Annotated in this window: 9 protein-coding genes, 2 tRNA genes and 3 rRNA genes; 10 read left to right on the top strand and 4 right to left on the bottom strand. The window is 58.1% G+C overall.

Annotation, left to right across the window (positions count from 1 at the left end):
• Positions 1 to 85: 85 nt before the first annotated feature.
• The gene (gene asnS / locus H6678_04070) at positions 86 to 1,483 is read right to left on the bottom strand and encodes an asparagine--tRNA ligase (GenBank protein MCB9472967.1); all 1,398 of its coding nucleotides are present in this window, start codon (positions 1,481 to 1,483) and stop codon (positions 86 to 88) included.
• A gap of 288 nt (positions 1,484 to 1,771) precedes the next feature.
• Here asnS and H6678_04065 point away from each other — a divergent pair, with 288 nt between their 5' ends.
• Positions 1,772 to 2,113 carry a hypothetical protein gene (locus tag H6678_04065; GenBank protein ID MCB9472966.1) on the top strand — a complete coding sequence of 114 codons (342 nt, stop codon included), beginning with the start codon at positions 1,772 to 1,774 and terminating at the stop codon, positions 2,111 to 2,113.
• Positions 2,114 to 2,483: 370 nt separating this feature from the next.
• Positions 2,484 to 2,822: a hypothetical protein gene (locus tag H6678_04060; protein ID MCB9472965.1), complete on the top strand. Its 339-nt coding sequence runs from the start codon at positions 2,484 to 2,486 to the stop codon at positions 2,820 to 2,822.
• Between the two features lie 75 nt (positions 2,823 to 2,897).
• On the opposite strand, the gene H6678_04055 is transcribed toward H6678_04060, so the two are convergent.
• Positions 2,898 to 3,917 carry a M42 family metallopeptidase gene (locus H6678_04055; protein ID MCB9472964.1) on the bottom strand — a complete coding sequence of 340 codons (1,020 nt, stop codon included), beginning with the start codon at positions 3,915 to 3,917 and terminating at the stop codon, positions 2,898 to 2,900.
• Positions 3,918 to 4,107: 190 nt separating this feature from the next.
• Between H6678_04055 and rho the strand changes: the two genes are divergently transcribed.
• The 7 genes from rho (at position 4,108) to H6678_04020 (ending at position 15,830) form a co-directional block, all read left to right on the top strand.
• Positions 4,108 to 5,232, top strand: a complete 1,125-nt coding sequence (gene rho / locus H6678_04050) for a transcription termination factor Rho (protein MCB9472963.1) — start codon at positions 4,108 to 4,110, stop codon at positions 5,230 to 5,232.
• A 331-nt stretch (positions 5,233 to 5,563) separates the two neighbouring features.
• Positions 5,564 to 7,099: ribosomal RNA gene (locus H6678_04045) — 16S ribosomal RNA — on the top strand.
• Between the two features lie 260 nt (positions 7,100 to 7,359).
• Positions 7,360 to 7,433: transfer RNA gene (locus tag H6678_04040), tRNA-Ile, on the top strand.
• A 176-nt stretch (positions 7,434 to 7,609) separates the two neighbouring features.
• Positions 7,610 to 7,682 (top strand) — tRNA-Ala (locus H6678_04035).
• A 418-nt stretch (positions 7,683 to 8,100) separates the two neighbouring features.
• A 23S ribosomal RNA gene (locus tag H6678_04030) occupies positions 8,101 to 11,054 on the top strand.
• A 125-nt stretch (positions 11,055 to 11,179) separates the two neighbouring features.
• Positions 11,180 to 11,296, top strand: a 5S ribosomal RNA gene (gene rrf, locus H6678_04025).
• Together the 16S, 23S and 5S rRNA genes with 2 tRNA genes alongside form the textbook arrangement of a ribosomal RNA operon.
• 295 nt (positions 11,297 to 11,591) lie before the next feature.
• Positions 11,592 to 15,830: a VCBS repeat-containing protein gene (locus H6678_04020; GenBank protein ID MCB9472962.1), complete on the top strand. Its 4,239-nt coding sequence runs from the start codon at positions 11,592 to 11,594 to the stop codon at positions 15,828 to 15,830.
• Between the two features lie 518 nt (positions 15,831 to 16,348).
• On the opposite strand, the gene H6678_04015 is transcribed toward H6678_04020, so the two are convergent.
• Together H6678_04015 and H6678_04010 are read right to left on the bottom strand one after the other, a co-directional pair.
• Positions 16,349 to 17,719, bottom strand: a complete 1,371-nt coding sequence (locus tag H6678_04015) for an OmpA family protein (GenBank protein ID MCB9472961.1) — start codon at positions 17,717 to 17,719, stop codon at positions 16,349 to 16,351.
• Between the two features lie 199 nt (positions 17,720 to 17,918).
• A complete protein-coding gene (locus tag H6678_04010; GenBank protein MCB9472960.1) occupies positions 17,919 to 19,454 on the bottom strand; it encodes an outer membrane protein transport protein in 1,536 nt (511 codons plus the stop codon).
• A 465-nt stretch (positions 19,455 to 19,919) separates the two neighbouring features.
• Between H6678_04010 and H6678_04005 the strand changes: the two genes are divergently transcribed.
• On the top strand, positions 19,920 to 20,147 hold the full coding sequence (locus H6678_04005; protein ID MCB9472959.1) for a hypothetical protein: 228 nt from the start codon (positions 19,920 to 19,922) through the stop codon (positions 20,145 to 20,147).

The following is a 20,147-nucleotide window of genomic DNA, read 5'->3' as shown; positions in this document are numbered from 1 at the left end:
TCAAGCGTGTGATGCAGTTGGTCGGCGACCAGCTCGCGGGAAATCACGGAAGCACCTCCTGTTGTGGCCCGTATCACGGAAAATTCTAGAAATCGCAGCTTCCCGGCGTGCGCGGGAAGGGCATCACGTCACGGATGTTCTCCATGCCCGTGGCGTACATGATCATGCGTTCGAAGCCCAGACCGAAACCAGCGTGGGGCGCGCTGCCGAAACGACGGCTGTCGAGATACCATTCATAGGCTTCCAGCGGTTGGCCCAGCGCTTCGATGCAGCCGACAAGCACATCCAGGCGTTCTTCGCGCTGGCTGCCGCCAATGATCTCGCCCACCCCGGGCACCAGCAGGTCCATCGCGGCCACCGTGCGGCCATCGTCGTTGCGCCGCATGTAGAAGGCCTTGATTTCCTTGGGGTAGTCGGTCACGAACACGGGGCGTTTGAGGTACTCTTCCGTGAGCCAGCGTTCGTGCTCGCTCTGCAGGTCCTTGCCCCAGGCCACCGGGAACTCGAATTTCTTGCCGGAGGCCTCCAGTGCCTTGATCGCATCCGTGTACGTCAACCGCTCGAAGGGGCTTGAGGCGATCTGGCGCAGCGAGTCCAGCAGTCCCTTGCGGATCCACTGGTCGAAGAAGGCCATGTCCTCGGCGCAGTTCTCGAGCAGGTCGTTGATCAGGTAGCGCAGAAACTCGCCCGCCAGTTCGCAGTTGGCGGCCAGGTCGTAAAAGGCCATTTCCGGCTCGATCATCCAGAATTCGCTGGCGTGTCGTGAGGTATGGCTGTTCTCGGCGCGGAATGTCGGGCCGAAAGTGTAGATGTCACACAAGGCCAGCGCGAACATCTCTCCGTTCAGTTGTCCGCTGACGGTCAGGTTCGTCTCGCGCCCGAAGAAGTCCTTCGACCAGTCGATGGCTCCCGAGTCCAGACGCGGAGGGGTGGCCGGGTCGAGCGTGCTGACCCGGAACATCTCGCCGGCGCCCTCGGCATCATTGCCCGTGATGATGGGCGTGTGCACGTAGACGAAGCCCCGATCCTGGAAGAATCGGTGGATCGAGTACGCCAGGCGGCTGCGCACCCTGAACACGGCGCCGAAGGTGTTGGTGCGCGGACGCAGATGGGAAATCGTGCGCAGAAACTCGAAGCTGTGGCGCTTCTTCTGCAAGGGATAGCTGGAGTCGCAGCTTCCCAGGATCGTCACCTGCTGCAGATGAATCTCCACGGACTGCCCGCTGCCGGCACTGGCGACCAGGGTGCCCGTCACCTGCAGGCAGGACCCGGTCAGCGCCCGTCCGATTTCCTCGAAATTGTCAATCAGTTCCGGTCCATAGACCAACTGGATGCTGGCCTGGCACGATCCGTCATTCAATTCGATGAAGGAAACGGTTTTACCTGTGCGATTGGTCCGGATCCATCCTGCGGTTGACACCTCGCGTCCCACAAGGGTGGTGTCTTCAAGCAGGCGGCGTATGCGCAAACGTTCGCTTCCCATGCATGTCCTCTATGTAGTTGGTTCGAAAGCGGATTCGAGGGCAGGAAAGTAGGAGTTGACCAGTGCCCCGCCAACGATACAGAGCACGCCCATGTCATCCATGAGAGTGGGGCATCTGCACCCAATCGGTCCAGATCATGGTTCAGGACCGCCCATCGGGCGGTGAAGGTAACAGTGCAATGGTTGCAAGTATTCGTAAACAAAGAACATGAGAGCGGAGATGGGATTGGCATACGATCTGCGTAGTCAACCTCCGACAGGCATTCGAATCAAGAAACGAGGTAGATCATGTTCAAGAATACTCTCCGCATCGCCACACTGCTGCTCTGCGCCACCCTGACCCTGACGTCCACCGCCGGAGCTCGCAAGAACCAGATCGACAATTCGCTGCGGCCCGGCTTCGATGCCCCGGTCGTCGAGCAGACTGTGCTCACCGGAGTCGTCATGGAGTCGATTGATTCCCGGAACTTCTTCTTCCGTTCCATGGAGCAGGGCTTGATCGTGCTGCAGTTCGACTTGCCCGTGGAACTGGATTTCGGCAGTGAACTCATTCTGACCTGCGGGAGGCATCAGAGCCTGAAGTTCAACGACGAGTCCTACACCTGTTTCCAGGTGCTCGAGTACAAGTGATCCAACCTGCACTTCTCCAGTGCGCGGGCGGCCCAGAAGGGCCGCCCGTTTTGTTGTGTGCCCGTTTTGTTGTGTGCCCGTTTTGTTGTGTGCCCGTTTTGTTGTGTGCCCGTTTTGTTGTGTACCCGGTTGACTCTCCGGAACCGTGGCGTGACATGAGCTGAGCGGAATTGGTTCAGTTGAACTCCAGTGGCTGGTGCATTTCAACTGTGTCCTGGGGCACTGGGGCCCGGATCACATCGGAGAGGCTTCCAATGGCTTGAAAATCAATGACTTGAAGTGGAAAGAAATTTTGGCACGATACTGGCAATACCTGATTCCGAAGGACAGAAGACATAGAAGTTGAACACCGAATCAGGAGTTTCACAAAATGAAGACGCTCAGCACCCTGCTCGCTTGCCTGACCATCGCCAGTTTCACCATGGCCGCCGTGGCCCCCATTCACAGTGTCGATTCGCGCAAGGCTTCCCAGGTTCGTGTGTCCGATGGCGAGTACGCCTATTCGGCCACCGGCATCATCGCTTCCAAGCTTGCGGACGGCCAGTGGCTGCTGTACACGAATACCGGCGACTATGTGCTGGACTTCCGTGGAGACGTGGAGCTGACCCGTGGCACGAACCTGCTGTTCTGGGGCAACGAAGACGGATCCATGAACGTGAACGGAGAGGACCTGAGTGTCATCGTGGTCGGACACTTCGAAATCAAATAGCCGTCATCCAGAATGGAGACGAACACGGGGCGCCCATGGGTGCCCCGTGTTGTTTTCGTGATGCTCGTGCTGGGTTCACGACGAATAGCGCGACTCGATCAGTGTGGTCAGCAGCTCGCAGGTGGCGGTCAACGCGCGTTCATGTGTGCGCTCCAGCCCGTGGGATGCTGCCACACCGGGCCCCACCAGCGCGACCCTGAAGTCATTTCCAGCCCGCAAGGCCGCAGTACCGTCGCTGGAATAGAACGGGTATACGTCCACCCGATGGGGAATTTCCTTCTGGCGGGCCAGGTTCACCAACTCGGTGCGAAAGCCGAAGTCATAGGGACCACCGGAATCCTTGGCGCAGATGCTGGTGTGGAACTCATCCCCGGCCGGACCCTTGCCCACCACGCCCATGTCCACCACCAGCATGTCCTTCACACTGTCAGGATATCCGCCCGCCGCGCCGTGTCCCACTTCCTCGTAGTTGGAAAACAGGAAACATACCGGCAGTTCGTGCAGAGTGCTGGACAAGGCATGGGCCACGTCCAGCAGGCAGGCGGTACCCGCCTTGTTGTCCAGGAAGCGCGAGCGAATGAAGCCGTTCTCAACGAATTCGAATCGGGGGTCGAAGACCACGAAATCTCCGACCGAGATGCCCAGGGCTTCCAGATCCTTGCGCGAAGACGTTTCCATGTCCAGGCGCAGCCAGGTGTTGTCCATGCTGCGCACGGTGGAATTGACCTCGCGATTCGCGTGGGTCGCCGGGTTGTCCAGCAGGAAGGTCCCGCGATATGCACGGCCATCATGCGTGAACAGGGTGAGATACTCGCCTTCGAATGACGTGACCGGCCAACCGCCCAATTGGCACAGGCGGATGATGCCTGCTTCGGTGATGCTGGCCACCATGGCCCCCAGTGTGTCGATGTGGCCGGCGATCACCAGCTCGGGGCTCGGGTGATTGCCCGCGATCAGGGCACCCTTGCGGGTTCGCTGGTGCCGGATTCCCCAGCCATCAAGCCGCTGTTCAAGATGCTCGATGATCCTGTCCGTGTATCCCGTGGGGCTGGGAATCTCAATCAGTTCCTTGGTCGTGCGCGTGACGGGTAGCATCTGGAATCCTGTGCTTTTCCTTGAGTGGTCGGACGGGCTCGCAGCCGCTGTTGCGGCCAGCTGCTGCGATAGAATCGGATTTTTAATATAGTCAGGTGATTTCGGCGCAATTTCTCGCCCGGATGTGACATCAGATTCCTGACGATCCCCTGCCTGCAACGTGCGCTCAATTCAGTTCCGGAGTATCCGTATGCCCAGAACCTGGGAAGTTACCGGTGTGTTCGAACCGTCCCCCAAGGGTGCCGGCCTGTTGCGCTCATTGGACCACGATCTTCGTTCGGTCCCCGATGATCCCTACGTCCCGCCAGAGTTGATCAAGGCCCTGCACCTGAGGCCGGGTTGCCTCGTGCATGGATTGGTGCAGGATCAGGACAAGCGCGCACCGAGGCTCTTCAAGGTGCAATCCATCCAGGGCCTCAGTCCTGTCGCATGGAAGGACCTGCCCCCGATGGACCAGGGGGTTCCCATCGACCCGGAAGAGCGCCTGACCCTCGAGCATCCGGATTGTCCGGTCGCGATGCGCATTCTGGACCTCTTCGTACCCATCGGCAAAGGCCAGCGTTCGCTGATCGTGGCTCCTCCGCGCAGTGGCAAGACCGTGTTGCTTCAGCAATTGGCCAAGGCCATTCACCTGAATCATCCCGGCGTCACGGAACTGATGCTGCTGGTCGACGAGCGTCCCGAGGAAGTCACGGACATGCGGCGGACGGTCCATGGGCATGTCATTGCGTCCAGTTCGGATCACAGCACCGACAACCATGTGCGAGTGGCCGAACTGATGACGGAATACGCCCGGCGGGAAGTGGAGGCTGGCAAGGATGTGGTGTTGTTCCTGGATTCGCTCACTCGGCTGGGGCGAGCGTTCAACAAGGAAACCAGAAACAGCGGGCGCATACTGTCGGGCGGCATCGACAGCCGGGCACTGGAAAGGCCCAAACGCATCTTCGGCGCGGCCCGCAAGGTTCAGGGCGGGGGCAGTCTCACAATCATCGCGACCGTACTGGTAGGAACGGGCAGCCGCATGGATGACGTGATCTTCCAGGAATTCAAGGGTACCGGCAACATGGAGCTGGTGCTGGATCGCAAGCTGGCGGAGAAGCGTATCTGGCCCGCCATCGATCTGGGTGAATCCGGTACGCGCAAGGAAGAGAAGCTGCTGGATGAATCCGAGCTGCGGGCCATGTCCCGGCTCCGTACCGCACTGATGAGTCGTCCCTCCGGTGCCTGGATGCCCGATCTGATCAGCAAGGTCTCGGGCAGCCGTGGCAACAAGGATCTGGTGGCCCAGTTGAATGCCCGCATCGCCGAGCTTTGATGCGATTCGGGCCCGGCTCGCCGATTTGAGGTCTGGAACCCCCGGATCTTTTTCCCGACAAAGCTGATTCTGCATGAACCAAGGGAATGCGTATCGAGCACTTTTCGCTTGCGCAACCCAAACACGGTTGGTATGTTGGAAGTCTTGCCGCTTTTCTGGCGGCGAATCGGGACTGTTCTGAACAGTCGAACGCGCTCATTGACATAGTCGAAAACTATACGGCCACGTCACTCAGGAGACCTTTCGGGGTTGTCCTGGGGAACATTTTGAGTCATGTACGAGAGTGCATGGATCATTCATCCATTCGATTCTTATTTGAACGAATAGATCACAATGGAGAGTTTGATCCTGGCTCAGGACGAACGCTGGCGGCGTGCTTAACACATGCAAGTCGAACGTGAAGCCTTTCTTCGGAGAGGTGGAAAGTGGCGAACGGGTGAGTAACGCGTAGACAACCTGCCCTTCGATGGGGGATAGCCCCGGGAAACTGGGATTAATACCGCATGACGCACCGGGATCGCATGGTCCTGGTGTTAAAGATTTATCGTCGGGGGATGGGTCTGCGTGACATTAGGTAGTTGGTGAGGTAACGGCTCACCAAGCCAACGATGTCTAGCTGGTCTGAGAGGATGATCAGCCACACTGGGACTGAGATACGGCCCAGACTCCTACGGGAGGCAGCAGTGAGGAATATTGGACAATGGGGGAAACCCTGATCCAGCAACGCCGCGTGAACGATGACGCTGTTACGCAGTGTAAAGTTCTGTAAGGAGGGAAGAACCACCGGGTATTGCCCGGTCTGACGGTACCTCCTAAGTAAGCACCGGCTAACTCCGTGCCAGCAGCCGCGGTAATACGGGGGGTGCAAGCGTTGTCCGGATTTATTGGGCGTAAAGGGCTCGTAGGCGGGACTTTAAGTCTGGCGTGAAATCTCATGGCTCAACCATGAAACTGCGCTGGAAACTGGAGTTCTTGAATTGCGAAGAGGAAGATGGAATTCCTGGTGTAGCGGTGGAATGCGTAGATATCAGGAAGAACACCGATGGCGAAGGCAATCTTCTGGTCGCTAATTGACGCTGAGGAGCGAAAGCGTGGGGAGCAAACAGGCTTAGATACCCTGGTAGTCCACGCCGTAAACGATGGATACTTGGTGCTGGATTTGATTTGGTCGGTTCAGTGCCGGAGCTAACGTGTTAAGTATCCCGCCTGGGGAGTACGGTCGCAAGGCTGAAACTCAAAGGAATTGACGGGGGCCCGCACAAGCGGTGGAGCATGTGGTTTAATTCGATGCAACGCGAAAAACCTTACCTAGGATTGTGGCAGAGGACCGTCCATGAAAGTGGATTTCCCTTCGGGGTCTCTGTCTCAGGTGCTGCATGGCTGTCGTCAGCTCGTGTCGTGAGATGTTGGGTTAAGTCCCGCAACGAGCGCAACCCTTATCCTTATTTGCTAGCAGGTCAAGCTGAGAACTATAAGGAGACTGCCCGGGTTAACCGGGAGGAAGGTGGGGACGACGTCAAGTCATCATGGCCCTTACACCTAGGGCTACACACGTGCTACAATGGTCGGTACAATGGGTTGCGATACCGCGAGGTGGAGCTAATCCCAAAAAACCGGCCTCAGTTCGGATCGTAGTCTGCAACTCGACTGCGTGAAGCCGGAATCGCTAGTAATCGTGGATCAGCATGCCACGGTGAATACGTTCCCGGGCCTTGTACACACCGCCCGTCACACCATGGGAGTCGGGAGCGCCCGAAGTCGCTGAGCCAACCGCAAGGAGGCAGGCGCCGAAGGTGATACTGATGACTAGGGTGAAGTCGTAACAAGGTAGCCGTACCGGAAGGTGCGGCTGGATCACCTCCTTTCTAAGGAGTACGGCAAGTTTCCTACGGGAAATGCGCCGAGACCAATTCGCGCCAACTTGTTGGCGCGCACGTGCCGACAGATGAAACGCGCACGCACCAACTTGTTGGTGCGCCGTGTCAACTTGTTGACACGCAGGCGTGGCCGTATTTTCGACTATGTTTTGATTTTGGGCCGGGGAACCGGCCTGCTCTTTGGAGACGAAACACAGACAGCACGGACACGTGCAGCGTCTTGCGGGGGCCTTCGGGTTTCCGTCTGAGCGGGCCTATAGCTCAGTTGGTTAGAGCGCACGCCTGATAAGCGTGAGGTCGGTGGTTCAACTCCACCTAGGCCCACTGTTCGGGCCTGGGGAGTGACGCCAGGTTACCCTGTGTCTTTCGTCAGTACCGGACTGTGGATCTGAAGTGATCAGCCGGATTTTCCTGTGGGAAAGGACTGGACTGCGGCATGCCGGCAGCCAGGACTTTTCGCGCAGCGAAAAGTCCCAAGCTGAGCGCTTCAGCGCTCAGCCGGGGAATTAGCTCAGCTGGGAGAGCGCCTGGTTTGCAACCAGGAGGTCGTGGGTTCGAGCCCCATATTCTCCATTTGGACATCGTTTTCGGATGATGTTCTGGCCGCGGAACACCGCTTCACTTCACGGTGGTGGGATCCGGCACTGCGTCCGCTTGCGGATGCACGTTCTTTGACATGCAGAAGTCAACTCGTTGTCATGAATCAATTCATGACGACGCAACCCATTTGGTCGCCACCCTTGTTCGTCGCGGACAAGACGTGGTACGTCCATATGTCCCGTGCCATCCAGCCCGGATGGCCACGAGGACAGTCACAGGTCAGCAGCGATGTTGGCCGCGTGACCGGAGTTTTCGCTTGCGAAAACTCCGAAGGTGTACGCTTGCGTACACCCACGGGTTGCAATTGTTCATCGAGACATCTGAGAACCGCCACTGAATGAATGCGTGAGACAACAAGTTTTGCTTGCTGTCTCACGATCGGAATGGATTTTCAAGTTTTTAAGGGCGTACGGTGGATGCCTTGGCACAGACAGGCGATGAAGGACGTGGTAAGCTGCGATAAGCTTCGGGGAGCTGCACACAAGCGTAGATCCGGAGATTTCCGAATGGGGCAACCCGGCGGGAGTAATGTTCCGTCACTCAAAAGAGAGCCAACCCGGGGAACTGAAACATCTAAGTACCCGGAGGAAGAGAAAACAACCGTGATTCCCCAAGTAGCGGCGAGCGAACCGGGAAGAGCCCAAACCGACAATATGCCAAGCGTTGGGGCGTTGTATTGTCGGGGTCGCGGGACGTTCGGGTCTTTCCCAATGAAGACCATGGAGTTACAAAGGCAGTGTCTAGTCGAAGCGTCTGGAAAGTCGCTCCATAGACGGTGATAGGCCGGTAGGCGAAAGGCACTGCCCTCCAGAACGGATCCCAAGTACCGTGGAACACGAGAAATTCTGCGGGAATCCAGCAGGACCACCTGCTAAGGCTAAATACTCGTCTGTGACCGATAGTGAACCAGTACCGTGAGGGAAAGGTGAAAAGCACCCCGGGAGGGGAGTGAAATAGATCCTGAAACCGTGCGCTTACAAGCAGTGGGAGCCCCCTTGCGGGGTGACCGCGTGCCTTTTGCATAATGAGCCAGCGAGTTGCTCGTAGCATGCAGGTTAAGGTGTTCAGCACCGGAGCCATAGCGAAAGCGAGTCTGAATAGGGCGAAAGTATGTTGCGGCAGACGCGAACCCAGGTGATCTACCCATGGCCAGGTTGAAGGTTCTGTAAAAGGAACTGGAGGACCGAACCAGGTGACGTTGAAAAGTCATTGGATGAGCTGTGGGTAGGGGTGAAAGGCTAATCAAACCTGGAGATAGCTCGTACTCCCCGAAATAGCTTTAGGGCTAGCCTCGATTGTTGACTGACGGAGGTAGAGCACTGGCAGGACTAGGGCCCTCACCCGGGTACCAAACCCTGATAAACTCCGAATGCCGTCATGTTTAGATCGGGAGTCAGACTGCGTGAGATAACTTTCGTAGTCGAAAGGGAAACAACCCAGACCAACGGTTAAGGCCCCCAAGTGTGGTTTAAGTGAATAAGGATGTTGGACCGCCCAGACAACCAGGAGGTTGGCTTAGAAGCAGCCACCCCTTTAAAGAGTGCGTAATAGCTCACTGGTCGAGTAGTCCGGCGCCGATAATTTTCGGGACTCAAAACCACCGCCGAAACCATGGGCATGTGTACTTGTACACGTGCGGTAGGGGAGCATTCTGTTAACCGTCGAAGGTGTGGAGCGATCCATGCTGGAGGAGACAGAAACGATTATGCTGGCATGAGTAACGATAAGGAAGGCGAGAAACCTTCCCACCGAAAGTCCAAGGATTCCTCTGTAAAGATAATCTGCGGAGGGTTAGTCGGACCCTAAGCCGAGGCCGAAAGGCGTAGGCGATGGAAAACGGGTTAATATTCCCGTACCAGCGACGCATCGTTTGAGCGATGGGGGGACGCAGAAGTGAAAGGGCAGCCGGACACTGGATTGCCGGTCTAAGCGTGTGGGGTTGTGATAGGCAAATCCGTCACAGTATACCCGAGGCGCGAATGGGAGAGCGCAAGCTCATGAACTGCCCCTAATCATGCTGCCAGGAAAAGCCTCTAAGCGAGATGTTAGCTGACCGTACCGTAAACCGACTCAGGTAGATGGGGTGAGTATCCTCAGGTGATCGATAGAACCGTGGTTAAGGAACTCGGCAAATTAACTCCGTAACTTCGGGAGAAGGAGTGCCCTTGTGGGAAATGGACTTCGCGTCCGGCTTTCACGGGGGCCGCAGTGACCAGGCCCAAGCGACTGTTTACCAAAAACATAGCACTCTGCGAAGTCGTAAGACGCTGTATAGGGTGTGACACCTGCCCGGTGCTGGAAGGTTAAGGGAAGAGGTCAAGTCTTCGGACGGCAGCTTTGAACCGAAGCCCCAGTAAACGGCGGCCGTAACTATAACGGTCCTAAGGTAGCGAAATTCCTTGTCGGGTAAGTTCCGACCTGCACGAATGGTGTAACGATTTGGGCGCTGTCTCAACCACGGAATCGGTGAAATTGCAATGTCGGTGAAGATGCCGGCTACCCGCGACAGGACGGAAAGACCCCATGGACCTTTACTATAACCTGATATTGTGTTTTACCCTAGCATGTGTAGGATAGGTGGGAGACGGTGATCCGGCCACGCCAGTGGTCGGGGAGTCAACCTTGAAATACCACCCTTGCTTTGGTGAAATTCTAACCGCGGTGTGTGAATCCACATCCGGGACAGTGTCAGGCGGGTAGTTTGACTGGGGCGGTCGCCTCCCAAAATGTAACGGAGGCTCGCAAAGGTTCCCTCAGCACGGTCGGCAATCGTGCGAAGAGTGTAAAAGCATAAGGGAGCTTGACTGCAAGACTTACACGTCGCGCAGGTGCGAAAGCAGGCTTTAGTGATCCGGCGGTTATGCGTGGAAATGCCGTCGCTCAAAGGATAAAAGGTACCCTGGGGATAACAGGCTTATCGCTTCCAAGAGTTCACATCGACGAAGCGGTTTGGCACCTCGATGTCGGCTCGTCGCATCCTGGGGCTGTAGAAGGTCCCAAGGGTTTGGCTGTTCGCCAATTAAAGCGGCACGTGAGCTGGGTTCAGAACGTCGTGAGACAGTTCGGTCCCTATCCGTCGCGGGCGTATGAGAATTGAGTAGAGCTGCACCAAGTACGAGAGGACCGGTGCGGACGAAGCTCTGGTGCACCAGTTGTCATTCCAATGGCATGGCTGGGTAGCCACCTTCGGCAAGGATAAGCGCTGAAAGCATCTAAGTGCGAAACCAACTACAAGATCAGTTCTCACTTCAGGCCCGTCAGAGATGATGACGTTGATAGGCGACAGGTGTACGCACAGCAATGTGTTCAGCCGAGTCGTACTAATCGGCCGTGTGACTTGATTTAATTTTCCCTTCCGACATGTTCGGTGGGGGTTCCCAGATGTCTTGGTGGACCACCAGGACGGTGAACAGAACGTCTGGATTGACCAAACAACGAGTTGACGTCTGCATGCCTGGATTCAAAAATATTCAGGTGGCCATAGCGGCGGGGTCACACCTCTTCCCATCCCGAACAGAGAAGTTAAGCCCGCCAGCGCCGATGGTACTGCATGAGCGATTGTGTGGGAGAGTAGGTCGCCGCCTGGTTTTCATTCGAAACGCCCCTTCGCAGGGGCGTTTCCCGTTTTTGGCGGTGCAGTGGGTGAGCGTCAAATGGGGCCGGGTACTGGCCGGAACTACGTGGTGTATTCAAGCAGTTTGCCGCTAGCAGGCCTTCGCTGATCATTGCACAAAAATGGGCTGTCATGTCACACAAGCGCTGGTATTCCATACAGCAATGAGAGTTTTGCTGGGCGAACATCGGCGTTGCTTTTGTAGTGCTGGATTCGCTCTTTCGACCACAAGCCGCTTTGCTTGTTGAATCCGCCAGTCAGGAAACACCATGAAAACACTACTACTGTCCATTTTCGTGAGCGCAATGTCCGCGCATGGCCAGGACTGCAATGTCAACGGCATACCGGACAACACTGAGCTGCAGGTCTTGCAGGGCGTGCGCCAGGACCTGTCCGGTCTGAACTCCCTGCAGGACGGGATCCTGCTTCAGGATCTCGACGGAGATGGCGACTTGGATGTGTTGCCAGCCCGCTCCACCCAGGCCACGAGCCTGTATTGGTACCGGAACGACGGGAGCGTCTACACGGCGGTGCTGCTGCTCGATGCGAACTTCTTCTACTCGGATTGGAACGTGTTCTGGGCGGGAGATTTCTACGGCGATGGTCAGATCCGGGTACTGATCAGCGAACTGTCCTTCGGCAACGGCGACCAACAGTATCCACGTTTCCTGCTGCGTTCGATCGATGGCAACACGACGGTTCAGATCTCGGGCGCCAGCCACTCCTCCGCCGCGGTCGGTGACGTGGACGGCGACGGAGACCTGGACGTCGTGGCCTACAACGCGGGCACCTACCTGCAGACCAGCTCTGGATTCCAGCTGAATCCCGTACTGCTGACCCAGCGCTTCCACGCCGGCCAGCTGCTCGACTGGGACCTGGACGGGGATACGGACTTCGCCTTCGTCTACAATGCGGATCTCAAGCTAAAGACCAACAACGGCGGGGTCTACAGCGAGCAGACCCTGTACGGCGCTCCGGCCAATCTGCTGCGCAAGCTGCAGATGCTGCAGGAGCCCGGAGACAGCTATCCGGATCTGGTCACAGCGCAAGGCACGAGTGGCGTGCCGGTGGTGATCCACAACACGGGAGCCGCACCGGTGCTCGAGTTGCTGGCTTCTTCGGGTGCCGCCCTGAACGGAATCCATGTTCGCGAGCTGGACGGGGACGGCTGTCCGGACTTGCTTGGAACGCGGGAAGACAATGTTCTGGCGGCCTGGTTCTGCGCAGCCGATCCCCCGCAGACATTCCCGCTGGCCGAGATGAGCGGACGCAAGCTGTTGCAGATCGTGCATGACGATACGGCGCCCGGATGGTTGCAGCTGGGGCGTGTGGCCAGCGGGGCATTCGCGCGGCTTGAGCTGACATGGGGCGATCAGAATCAGAACGGCATTCCGGATGACTGCGATATCATGAATTCGATTCTGGCCGATTGCGACGCCAATGGTCTGGCTGACGATTGGGAGATCGCGGCCGGGTTTGCCCGGGACTGCAATGGAGACGGCATTTCCGATTCCTGCCAGCCCGAGTTGGACTCCAACAACGATGGCATTCCCGATGTCTGTCAGGACTGCAACGGGAATGGCATTCCAGACGGCGAAGAAGGCCTGGACGACTGCAATGCCAACGGCATTCCGGACACCTGCGAACTGGACGACAACGATTGCAACAGCAATGGAATTCTGGACAGTTGCGAAGGTCTGCCGGACTGCAATGCGAATGGAATTCCGGACAGCTGTGAAATGGCGGGCAACGATTGCGATGGCAACGGCATTCTCGACGAGTGCCAGCTCGACTGGTTCAATGAAGATCTGGCGGTGAGCCTGCCCGCGAATGCGCTGTTTTACGCGGATCTGGACCAGGACGCTGTGCAGGACCTGTTGAGCGCCGATGCTTGGTACCGTTGGAGCACAGGCACCTGGGTGCTGCAGTCGACATTCTCCGGCACCTGCATCGGCGTTGGCGACGTCAACGGGGATGGGGTTCCGGACCCCGTGATCCAGTCGGGTGGCATGATCTCTTGGCTGGATCCGGCCAACGGCTGGGCCGCGACTGATGTGGCCAGCATGGATCCGGTGACGGTTCTGCGATTGCACGACATGGATGATGATGGTCGTCAGGACTTCATCTGTCGCACGGCAGACACCTGGGCCATCCATTACAACAGGGTATCGGGAATTCTGAGCTGCATCTCGGATGTGCTGACTCCGGCACCTTACGGTTGGAGCGGACTTGAAGTCGGCGACATGACCGGAGATGGCAGGCCGGATATCGTGGCTGCGTCGATCCTGGATATCTGGGCGCTTGAAGTCGGCCATGTGTCCATCTATGAACAACTGACGCTGCTGGATTACAGCGAAAACCGATTCATCGAGTACGACTCCTCGCAGGAAGCGGTGAGTTTTGCATTGAAGTTCGCGGACTGCGATGGAGACGGACAACCGGAACCCATCAGCATCTACGCATTGAACAGTTTCAGTGGTTCCGACGCGACAGTTTTCGAAGGGGGGGCAGCGGGCAGCCTGACCCGCGCCGAGTATGTGCCCTCCGTGCTCATTCCGGTCGATCTGGATGGAGACGGGCGTTCCGAGCTCCTCACTCGTGACTTCTACAACGCGAACCGCAACGGGGTATGGAACCAGGGTGTGTACACGGATCTGGGACCGACCTTTCTGGATGCCGGCAGTGTCATGCTGGACGCCGATGCGAACGGCACTCTCGAATTCTGTCGCACGGGTCAGGTCCGGGCGCTCTGGCCCCAGGACGGAAACAGCAGCGGGGTCCCCGATGTCTGCGAGATCGCAATGGGCCAGTTGCCGGATTGCAATGGCAACGGTACCTGGGATGCTCTGGAGATCGGCGAGGGCACATCGGCAGACCGGAACCTCAACACAGTTCCCGACATCTGTGAGACACTCGCCGATTGCGACAACAACAGTGTGCCCGACGAGGTGGAAACACCCATCATGCCGGAGATCCATGACCGAACCTGGGCGCTGTTGCCCAACAGTTCCAGCGAAAGGTTTCTGAGTGGCATCTCAGGGGACTTCGATGGGGATGGTGAAACCGAGGTCATCGCCCTGGTGACGGACGAAGTGGGATATGACAACTACGGCAGGAATTTCGGATGGGTGCAGGATGAGGCTGGCGAGCCTGTGTTCACCATGGACAACGCCCTGTCAGACTACACATGGCGCCTCGAGCTGTATCCCTGGCCGCGGTCGGGCAATCTGGCCGACGGCTTCCTCTACTATGTGGAATCCGGTGGACCCACGGGCCTGTTCCTTCGCGACTCTCTGGGTTCCATGGATCAGCTGCTGCCGCTCGGTGCCGGCGCGGAGCGTCAGGTACTTCCCGCCGACCTGAACGGGGATGGCCAGCCCGATGTACTGGACTGGCATGATGGTCAGCTGGACCTGAGACTCTCGGACGGCCTGGGTGGTCTGGTGACACAGTCTGTTGATCCTTCGTTCCACCATGAGAAGATGTGCCGCATTCGCGAGCCTGGATCGGCCCACGATCGCATTCTGTCTTTGGACGATGGCGCCGGCTTGATCCTCAGCCTGTCCCTCGAATTCGGCGCCCAGGTGCTGGACACGCTCGATATGGCGGTCGGCGGGTTCGATGACATGGCAAGTGCGCACCTGCCCGGCGGAGGGCTGGGCGTGCTGCTTCACTCGGGTGACACGCATCGATTGTACCATCTGGCCAGTCCTCTCAATCCTGAACTGCCGGTTCTGGAGGATCTGGGCGCGGAACCCGGCAGTGAATACACCCTCGTGCTGGGGTCGGATCTTGATGGAGACGGCACAATGGATCCGGTGTGCTCCGATGCGCCACCGCCGCACCACAACATCAGGTATCATGTGCGCTACAGTCGTGGTCCTGGCGCAGGCACATGGCAGAATTTCACAGTCAACCGCACCGAAGGTGCCGTAGTCGCGGACCTGCGTCACACCCATCGGCCAGAGCTTCTGCTGCTTGGCTATCGGTTCTGGCAAACTGAAAACTCATTCGCCGAGTCGCACCTGTTCCTGCGCTCCGTGAGTCAGACCGTACGGGATCATGACGGGAATGGTGTCCTTGATGTGTGCCAGTTGGTGGGCCAGACGGAAGTTGACTGCAATCAGAACGGCTTCTTCGATGAATACGAGCTCGCCACGGGCGCTGCGGAAGACTGCAACGGCAATGGCATTCCCGATGCGTGCGACATCGCTTCGGGCGATTCCATGGATCTGGACGGAGATGGGATTCCTGACGAGTGCGAAAGCGCTGCCGGCTGTGTGACGCTTGACATCAGCAGCCCGGGATCAGGCCAGACCTTGCTGCAATGGAATGCCGGTGAAGGATGTCCGGTACTGCACGGCCCCTGCAGATTGCTCGTTTCCGATGATCCAGACTTCCCGGGAGGCGGAACGGTTCTGTATCAAGGCCATGCGACCTCGTTCCTGGACACCTTCGATCCGGAAACGCCCACCGTTCGCTGTTACCGCGTGGAGGTTCAGCGCTGATCTGGGTTGGACGTTCATTGGCCCACTGAAGGATGACTGTTCATCACGGATATCGAGACAGAAGGGCCGCCCCGCGGGGCGGCCCTTTCGTATTCATGACATGAGGGCTCGACTTCAGAATCCGCAAGTATACATCAGCTGAAAGCTGGTCTGACGCCTTCATGTGCATCCCGATCAGATCGCCGCGCGCCCACAAGTGGGCAGGGCCAGGAAGACGCATCTGCTGGAAGACGCGGCTGCACTCTTCACGCCTGCGGCGGACAGGGACCGGAGTGAGGACCTTTCCGATGCCCAGAACGCCAGCGGATTCGCGATCGGCCACTTTCGCAACCAGGGTGCGTTGCGTCAATGGCAAGAGTGGCGAGCACTGTCCGGCCGGGATCAGGTCTGGAGGCGAGGCGCAACTGCCTGCGAAGACGTGATCCGTGGCATCGTGCCGGCGGTTTGCGATCCAGAGAAAGTTGCCCCTGCAGAAATCCTGCAGGGGCAACTGGGCAATGGAGAAATCAGAGCGCGTGTTACTTCAGGCGGAAGAACTCGATGCGGCGGTTCTGGGCGCGGCCTTCTTCAGTGGCATTGTCGGCCACCGGGTTGTCGGGGCCGAAGCCCTTGGCCTGCAGGCGCGAAGCGTCCACATCGTGTTCAATCAGCCAGGTACGCACGGCTTCCGCGCGCTTCTGGGAAAGAGAGCGATTGAATGCATCACGGCCCTGATTGTCCGTGTAACCACGGACTTCCAGGGCGATTTCCGGATTGTCATTGAGCGTGCGCAGCACCTTGTTCAACGCGGCTTCCGAATCGGCGGTCAGCGTGGCCTTGCCGGAATCAAAATTGATGCCCGCCAGTACCACGGCTTTGCCCGCTTCAACCTGAACTTCGGGCTTGGTGTCGGGGCAGCCGTCCTGATCCTTGTAGCCGTTCACGGTTTCGGCCTCGTTGGGGCACTTGTCATCCACATCGAGAATGCCGTCACCATCGTTGTCAAGGTCAGGGCAGCCGTCCTCGTCCTGGAAGCCATCAAAGTCCTCGGCATCGTTCGGGCACTGGTCGTCCGCGTCCAGGATGCCGTCGTTGTCGTTGTCCGCTTCGGGGCAACCGTCGTCATCCTTGTAACCGTCCATGTCTTCAGCCATGTCGGGGCAACCGTCATCGGCATCGAGAATACCATCGCCGTCGTTGTCCAGGTCAGGGCAGCCATCGGAATCCTGGAAGCCGTCCATGTCCTCGGCTTCCCTGGGGCAACGGTCGTCACGGTCGAGGATGCCGTCGCCATCGGTATCCTTCGGCTGACCGGGGAAGAAGGAGAGTCCTGCGGTGACGGTGATCCAGGCATCATTGGCCGAATCGTCTTCGAAATCGTCCAGGAAGTCGGTATTGCTCAGGTGATACAGACCCTCGATGCTGACCGCCCAGTTGTCACTCAGGTGATGCATCAGGCCCAGTCCCACTGGAATGGCCAGGGTATTGGTGTCGGCTGATTTCGTGAAATCGTGGTAAGCCGGGTGCAAGGACCCATCGTCCTGGTCTTCCGCATTGAAAGTGGCCCACTCGACGCCTGCGGTGAGGTAGGGCATCAGAAACATTTCGCGATGGATGGGCAGCCACTTGAACCGGCCGGTGACGCTGTTCGGATTTGACTGGAAAGCCCCCAGATCATTGCTGCCCTTGAGGCGGGCGCCGGTTGCGCGCAGTCCCAGAGCAAAGCGGTCATTCAGCCACCAGTGCACATTCAGGTCCGTCACCAGACCGAAGCCATCACTGTCCAGTTCCCCCATGTAGTTCGACACGCCCAGCGCGACGCCGAATTCCGGTTTGGCGGCGCGTTCGGCGGCGTGCAGCATGCTGGAGATTCCCAGCAGGCACAGACTTGCCCCTGCAATCAGTTTCATGATCACTCCCTTGTGGTTGTTGGCTCGAATGCAATTCCTGGATCCTCTTGGTGAAGAAGGATCTCGGTCTGATCAAGCGCATCAAGTTCTCGAAACAGCAAGTGCAGTTTTTGTTCGGCAAGCACAGTTGCAGAGGTGAATCAGATGAAAAGGGCCGCCCGAAGGCGACCCTTGTGTTCTGGAGATCCTGGCTGGCGCATCAGAAGCCGAATGAATACATCAGCTGGAAGTTCGTCTGGCTATGTGTACTGACAACGCCCGATGCGGACGTGTTCTTCGCCTCGGGCACCAGCTGCATGCTGCCATTCAACTGATGATGCGAACCGATGCGATACCCGGCACCCAGGGTGTAATGGTTCTCCACGATCGCGGGGAACAGCGGATTCAGGTATTGATCCGGTACCGGGTTGCTGGCATGATTGAAGCCGAAACGCAGTGTCAGGTCTTCGTTCCAGGCCCAGGCGGCTCCGAGGGCCATTACAAGCTGGTCGTCCCAATTCTGTTTGAGGGCCATGTCCATGGAAGTCCCCGCGAATCCCATTGCCATGGGATTGGCCTGGGTGGCATCGGCCTTGAAGCTCAGGTTGAAGTTTTCCATTACCGAACTCCAGCCGATCTGCTTCAGGTCCATGGCCACCAACCATGCCTGACTGGGCCTGTAGGCCAGACCGAGTGCCATCTGGGCTGGCCACTGGAAGTCCTTCACGGTGATCTTGCCGCTCACCGGTACGGTCACGGCCGAGTAGCTGCCGGCAGGAGCACCCTGGTTGCCTGGTGCGCCTTCGGGGATTCCGTTCCACTGTTGGGCCAGCAGGGCGTCATCGAAGTTGGCGCTCATGCTCATGCAGGCCCCATCGGCCTCCAGATCGGACAGCGCGGTCGCCCCGTGGTAACTGAGGCCAACGGTCCATTGGTCGGAAACCGTATACAATGCGCCCAGTTTCATCGCCATGCCACCTCCGGTCGCCTGGCCGGTGAAGTCGCTGTCATCACAGAAACTGAAATGAGCCCAGTTGACCGGTCCCGCAGCCATTGGATTGCTGGCATAGTCCTGTGACGGCATGCTGAGCTGACCGGCCATCACGGCACCACCCAGAGCATCCACCATGCTTCCCGACGCACTGCCCAGAGCCTGGCTGCCACCCATGCTGCTGATGAAACTGGCGAACTGGCCGGCTCCGGCCATGGCCATTTCCACATCCATGTTGGCCCAGACATAATCCATGGTCAGGCCAAGGCCCAGTTTCTCATTCATTCGGTAGCCCACAGGCACGCTGAAACGCCCGACACCGACCTGGGACATGGCAGGATTGCCACTGCCAGCAGACAGGAAACTGCTCTTCTCGTAGTCGGTGCCCATCCCGCCCTGGGCAAAGACGCCCGCGCCAAGAGTCCAGCTTCCCATGCTTCGCAGGTAGCCCATTGCCGGCATGATGAATCGATCGGCGGCGGAATCGGCTGTGGGCATTCCGTTCATGCTGGAACTGACTTTGGGTTGCAGCATGCCCAGAGCAAAGTCGAGTCGCGAGCTGCCCGAAGTCATCAGGGTGATGGTGGCAGGATTGTTCATCACGGCCGCGCTGCCGTTGTCGAATGCCTGACCAGCACCCCCCATGGCTGTGGAAATCGGGCCATAGCCCTCGTTGTCCATTCCATTGGTGGCCATGACACTGGCCGGTGCCAGCAGCGCCGCGCACAGCAGGCCGCGGCTGATTGAGTGGTTCACAAAGGCCATTTCAGCCCTCCTCCGTGCAGTCTGGAATCGGACCAAGGCTCCATTCCGGAGTTCCATGCTCAGGAAACTCACCAGGCCGGCGATTCACGGACCGAGATAAGGACCTGTGAAAAGTTTCACATTGATATTGATCAAATGGTCATATGAACATGCGCGCATGACGAAAAGTGACATCCCGACTTCCGGCAGCCAGGCAAGTGGTCCGTCAGGACCCGTTTCCAGTTCTGGGCAACAGGTCCCGACCGACGGATTCCGTGTGTCCGAATGCTGCATTCAAGTGCGAAGAGGTGCCGCCGAGATCGAGAAGGATTCCTCCCGGGACAGCTTGCATTGACCGAATTGCCGAGCGATTCTTCCGGGCGGAAGTCTCAGGTCGGAGTACGGGACAGCCTGCGCGACGCAATCCATGCAAACCAATGAGCATGGCACACTGGGTGCCTTGACGATTCACGATGGGCAGATGGAATGGATCTGGAAACCGCCATCCTGTGGTACGTCTGCCTGGGCGGCGTGGCAACGTTGAAACGTGTCGTGGAAATGCGTCAGGAACTGGTCCAGTATTCGACTCTCATGCCATTCGATGTATTCGGGCTGTTGCTGCTGGTCATCCTCACGGCACGGACAGTGCTTTGGTTGCCATTGCTGATTGCGCGAGGGCTGTTGCACCTGTTTCCGGGCCGTCGGGATTCGTGA

The sequence above is a fragment of the Candidatus Delongbacteria bacterium genome (genome assembly GCA_020634015.1).
GTDB lineage: Bacteria > CAIWAD01 > CAIWAD01 > CAIWAD01 > CAIWAD01 > JACKCN01.
This window is presented reverse-complemented; position numbering and strand designations above follow the sequence as displayed.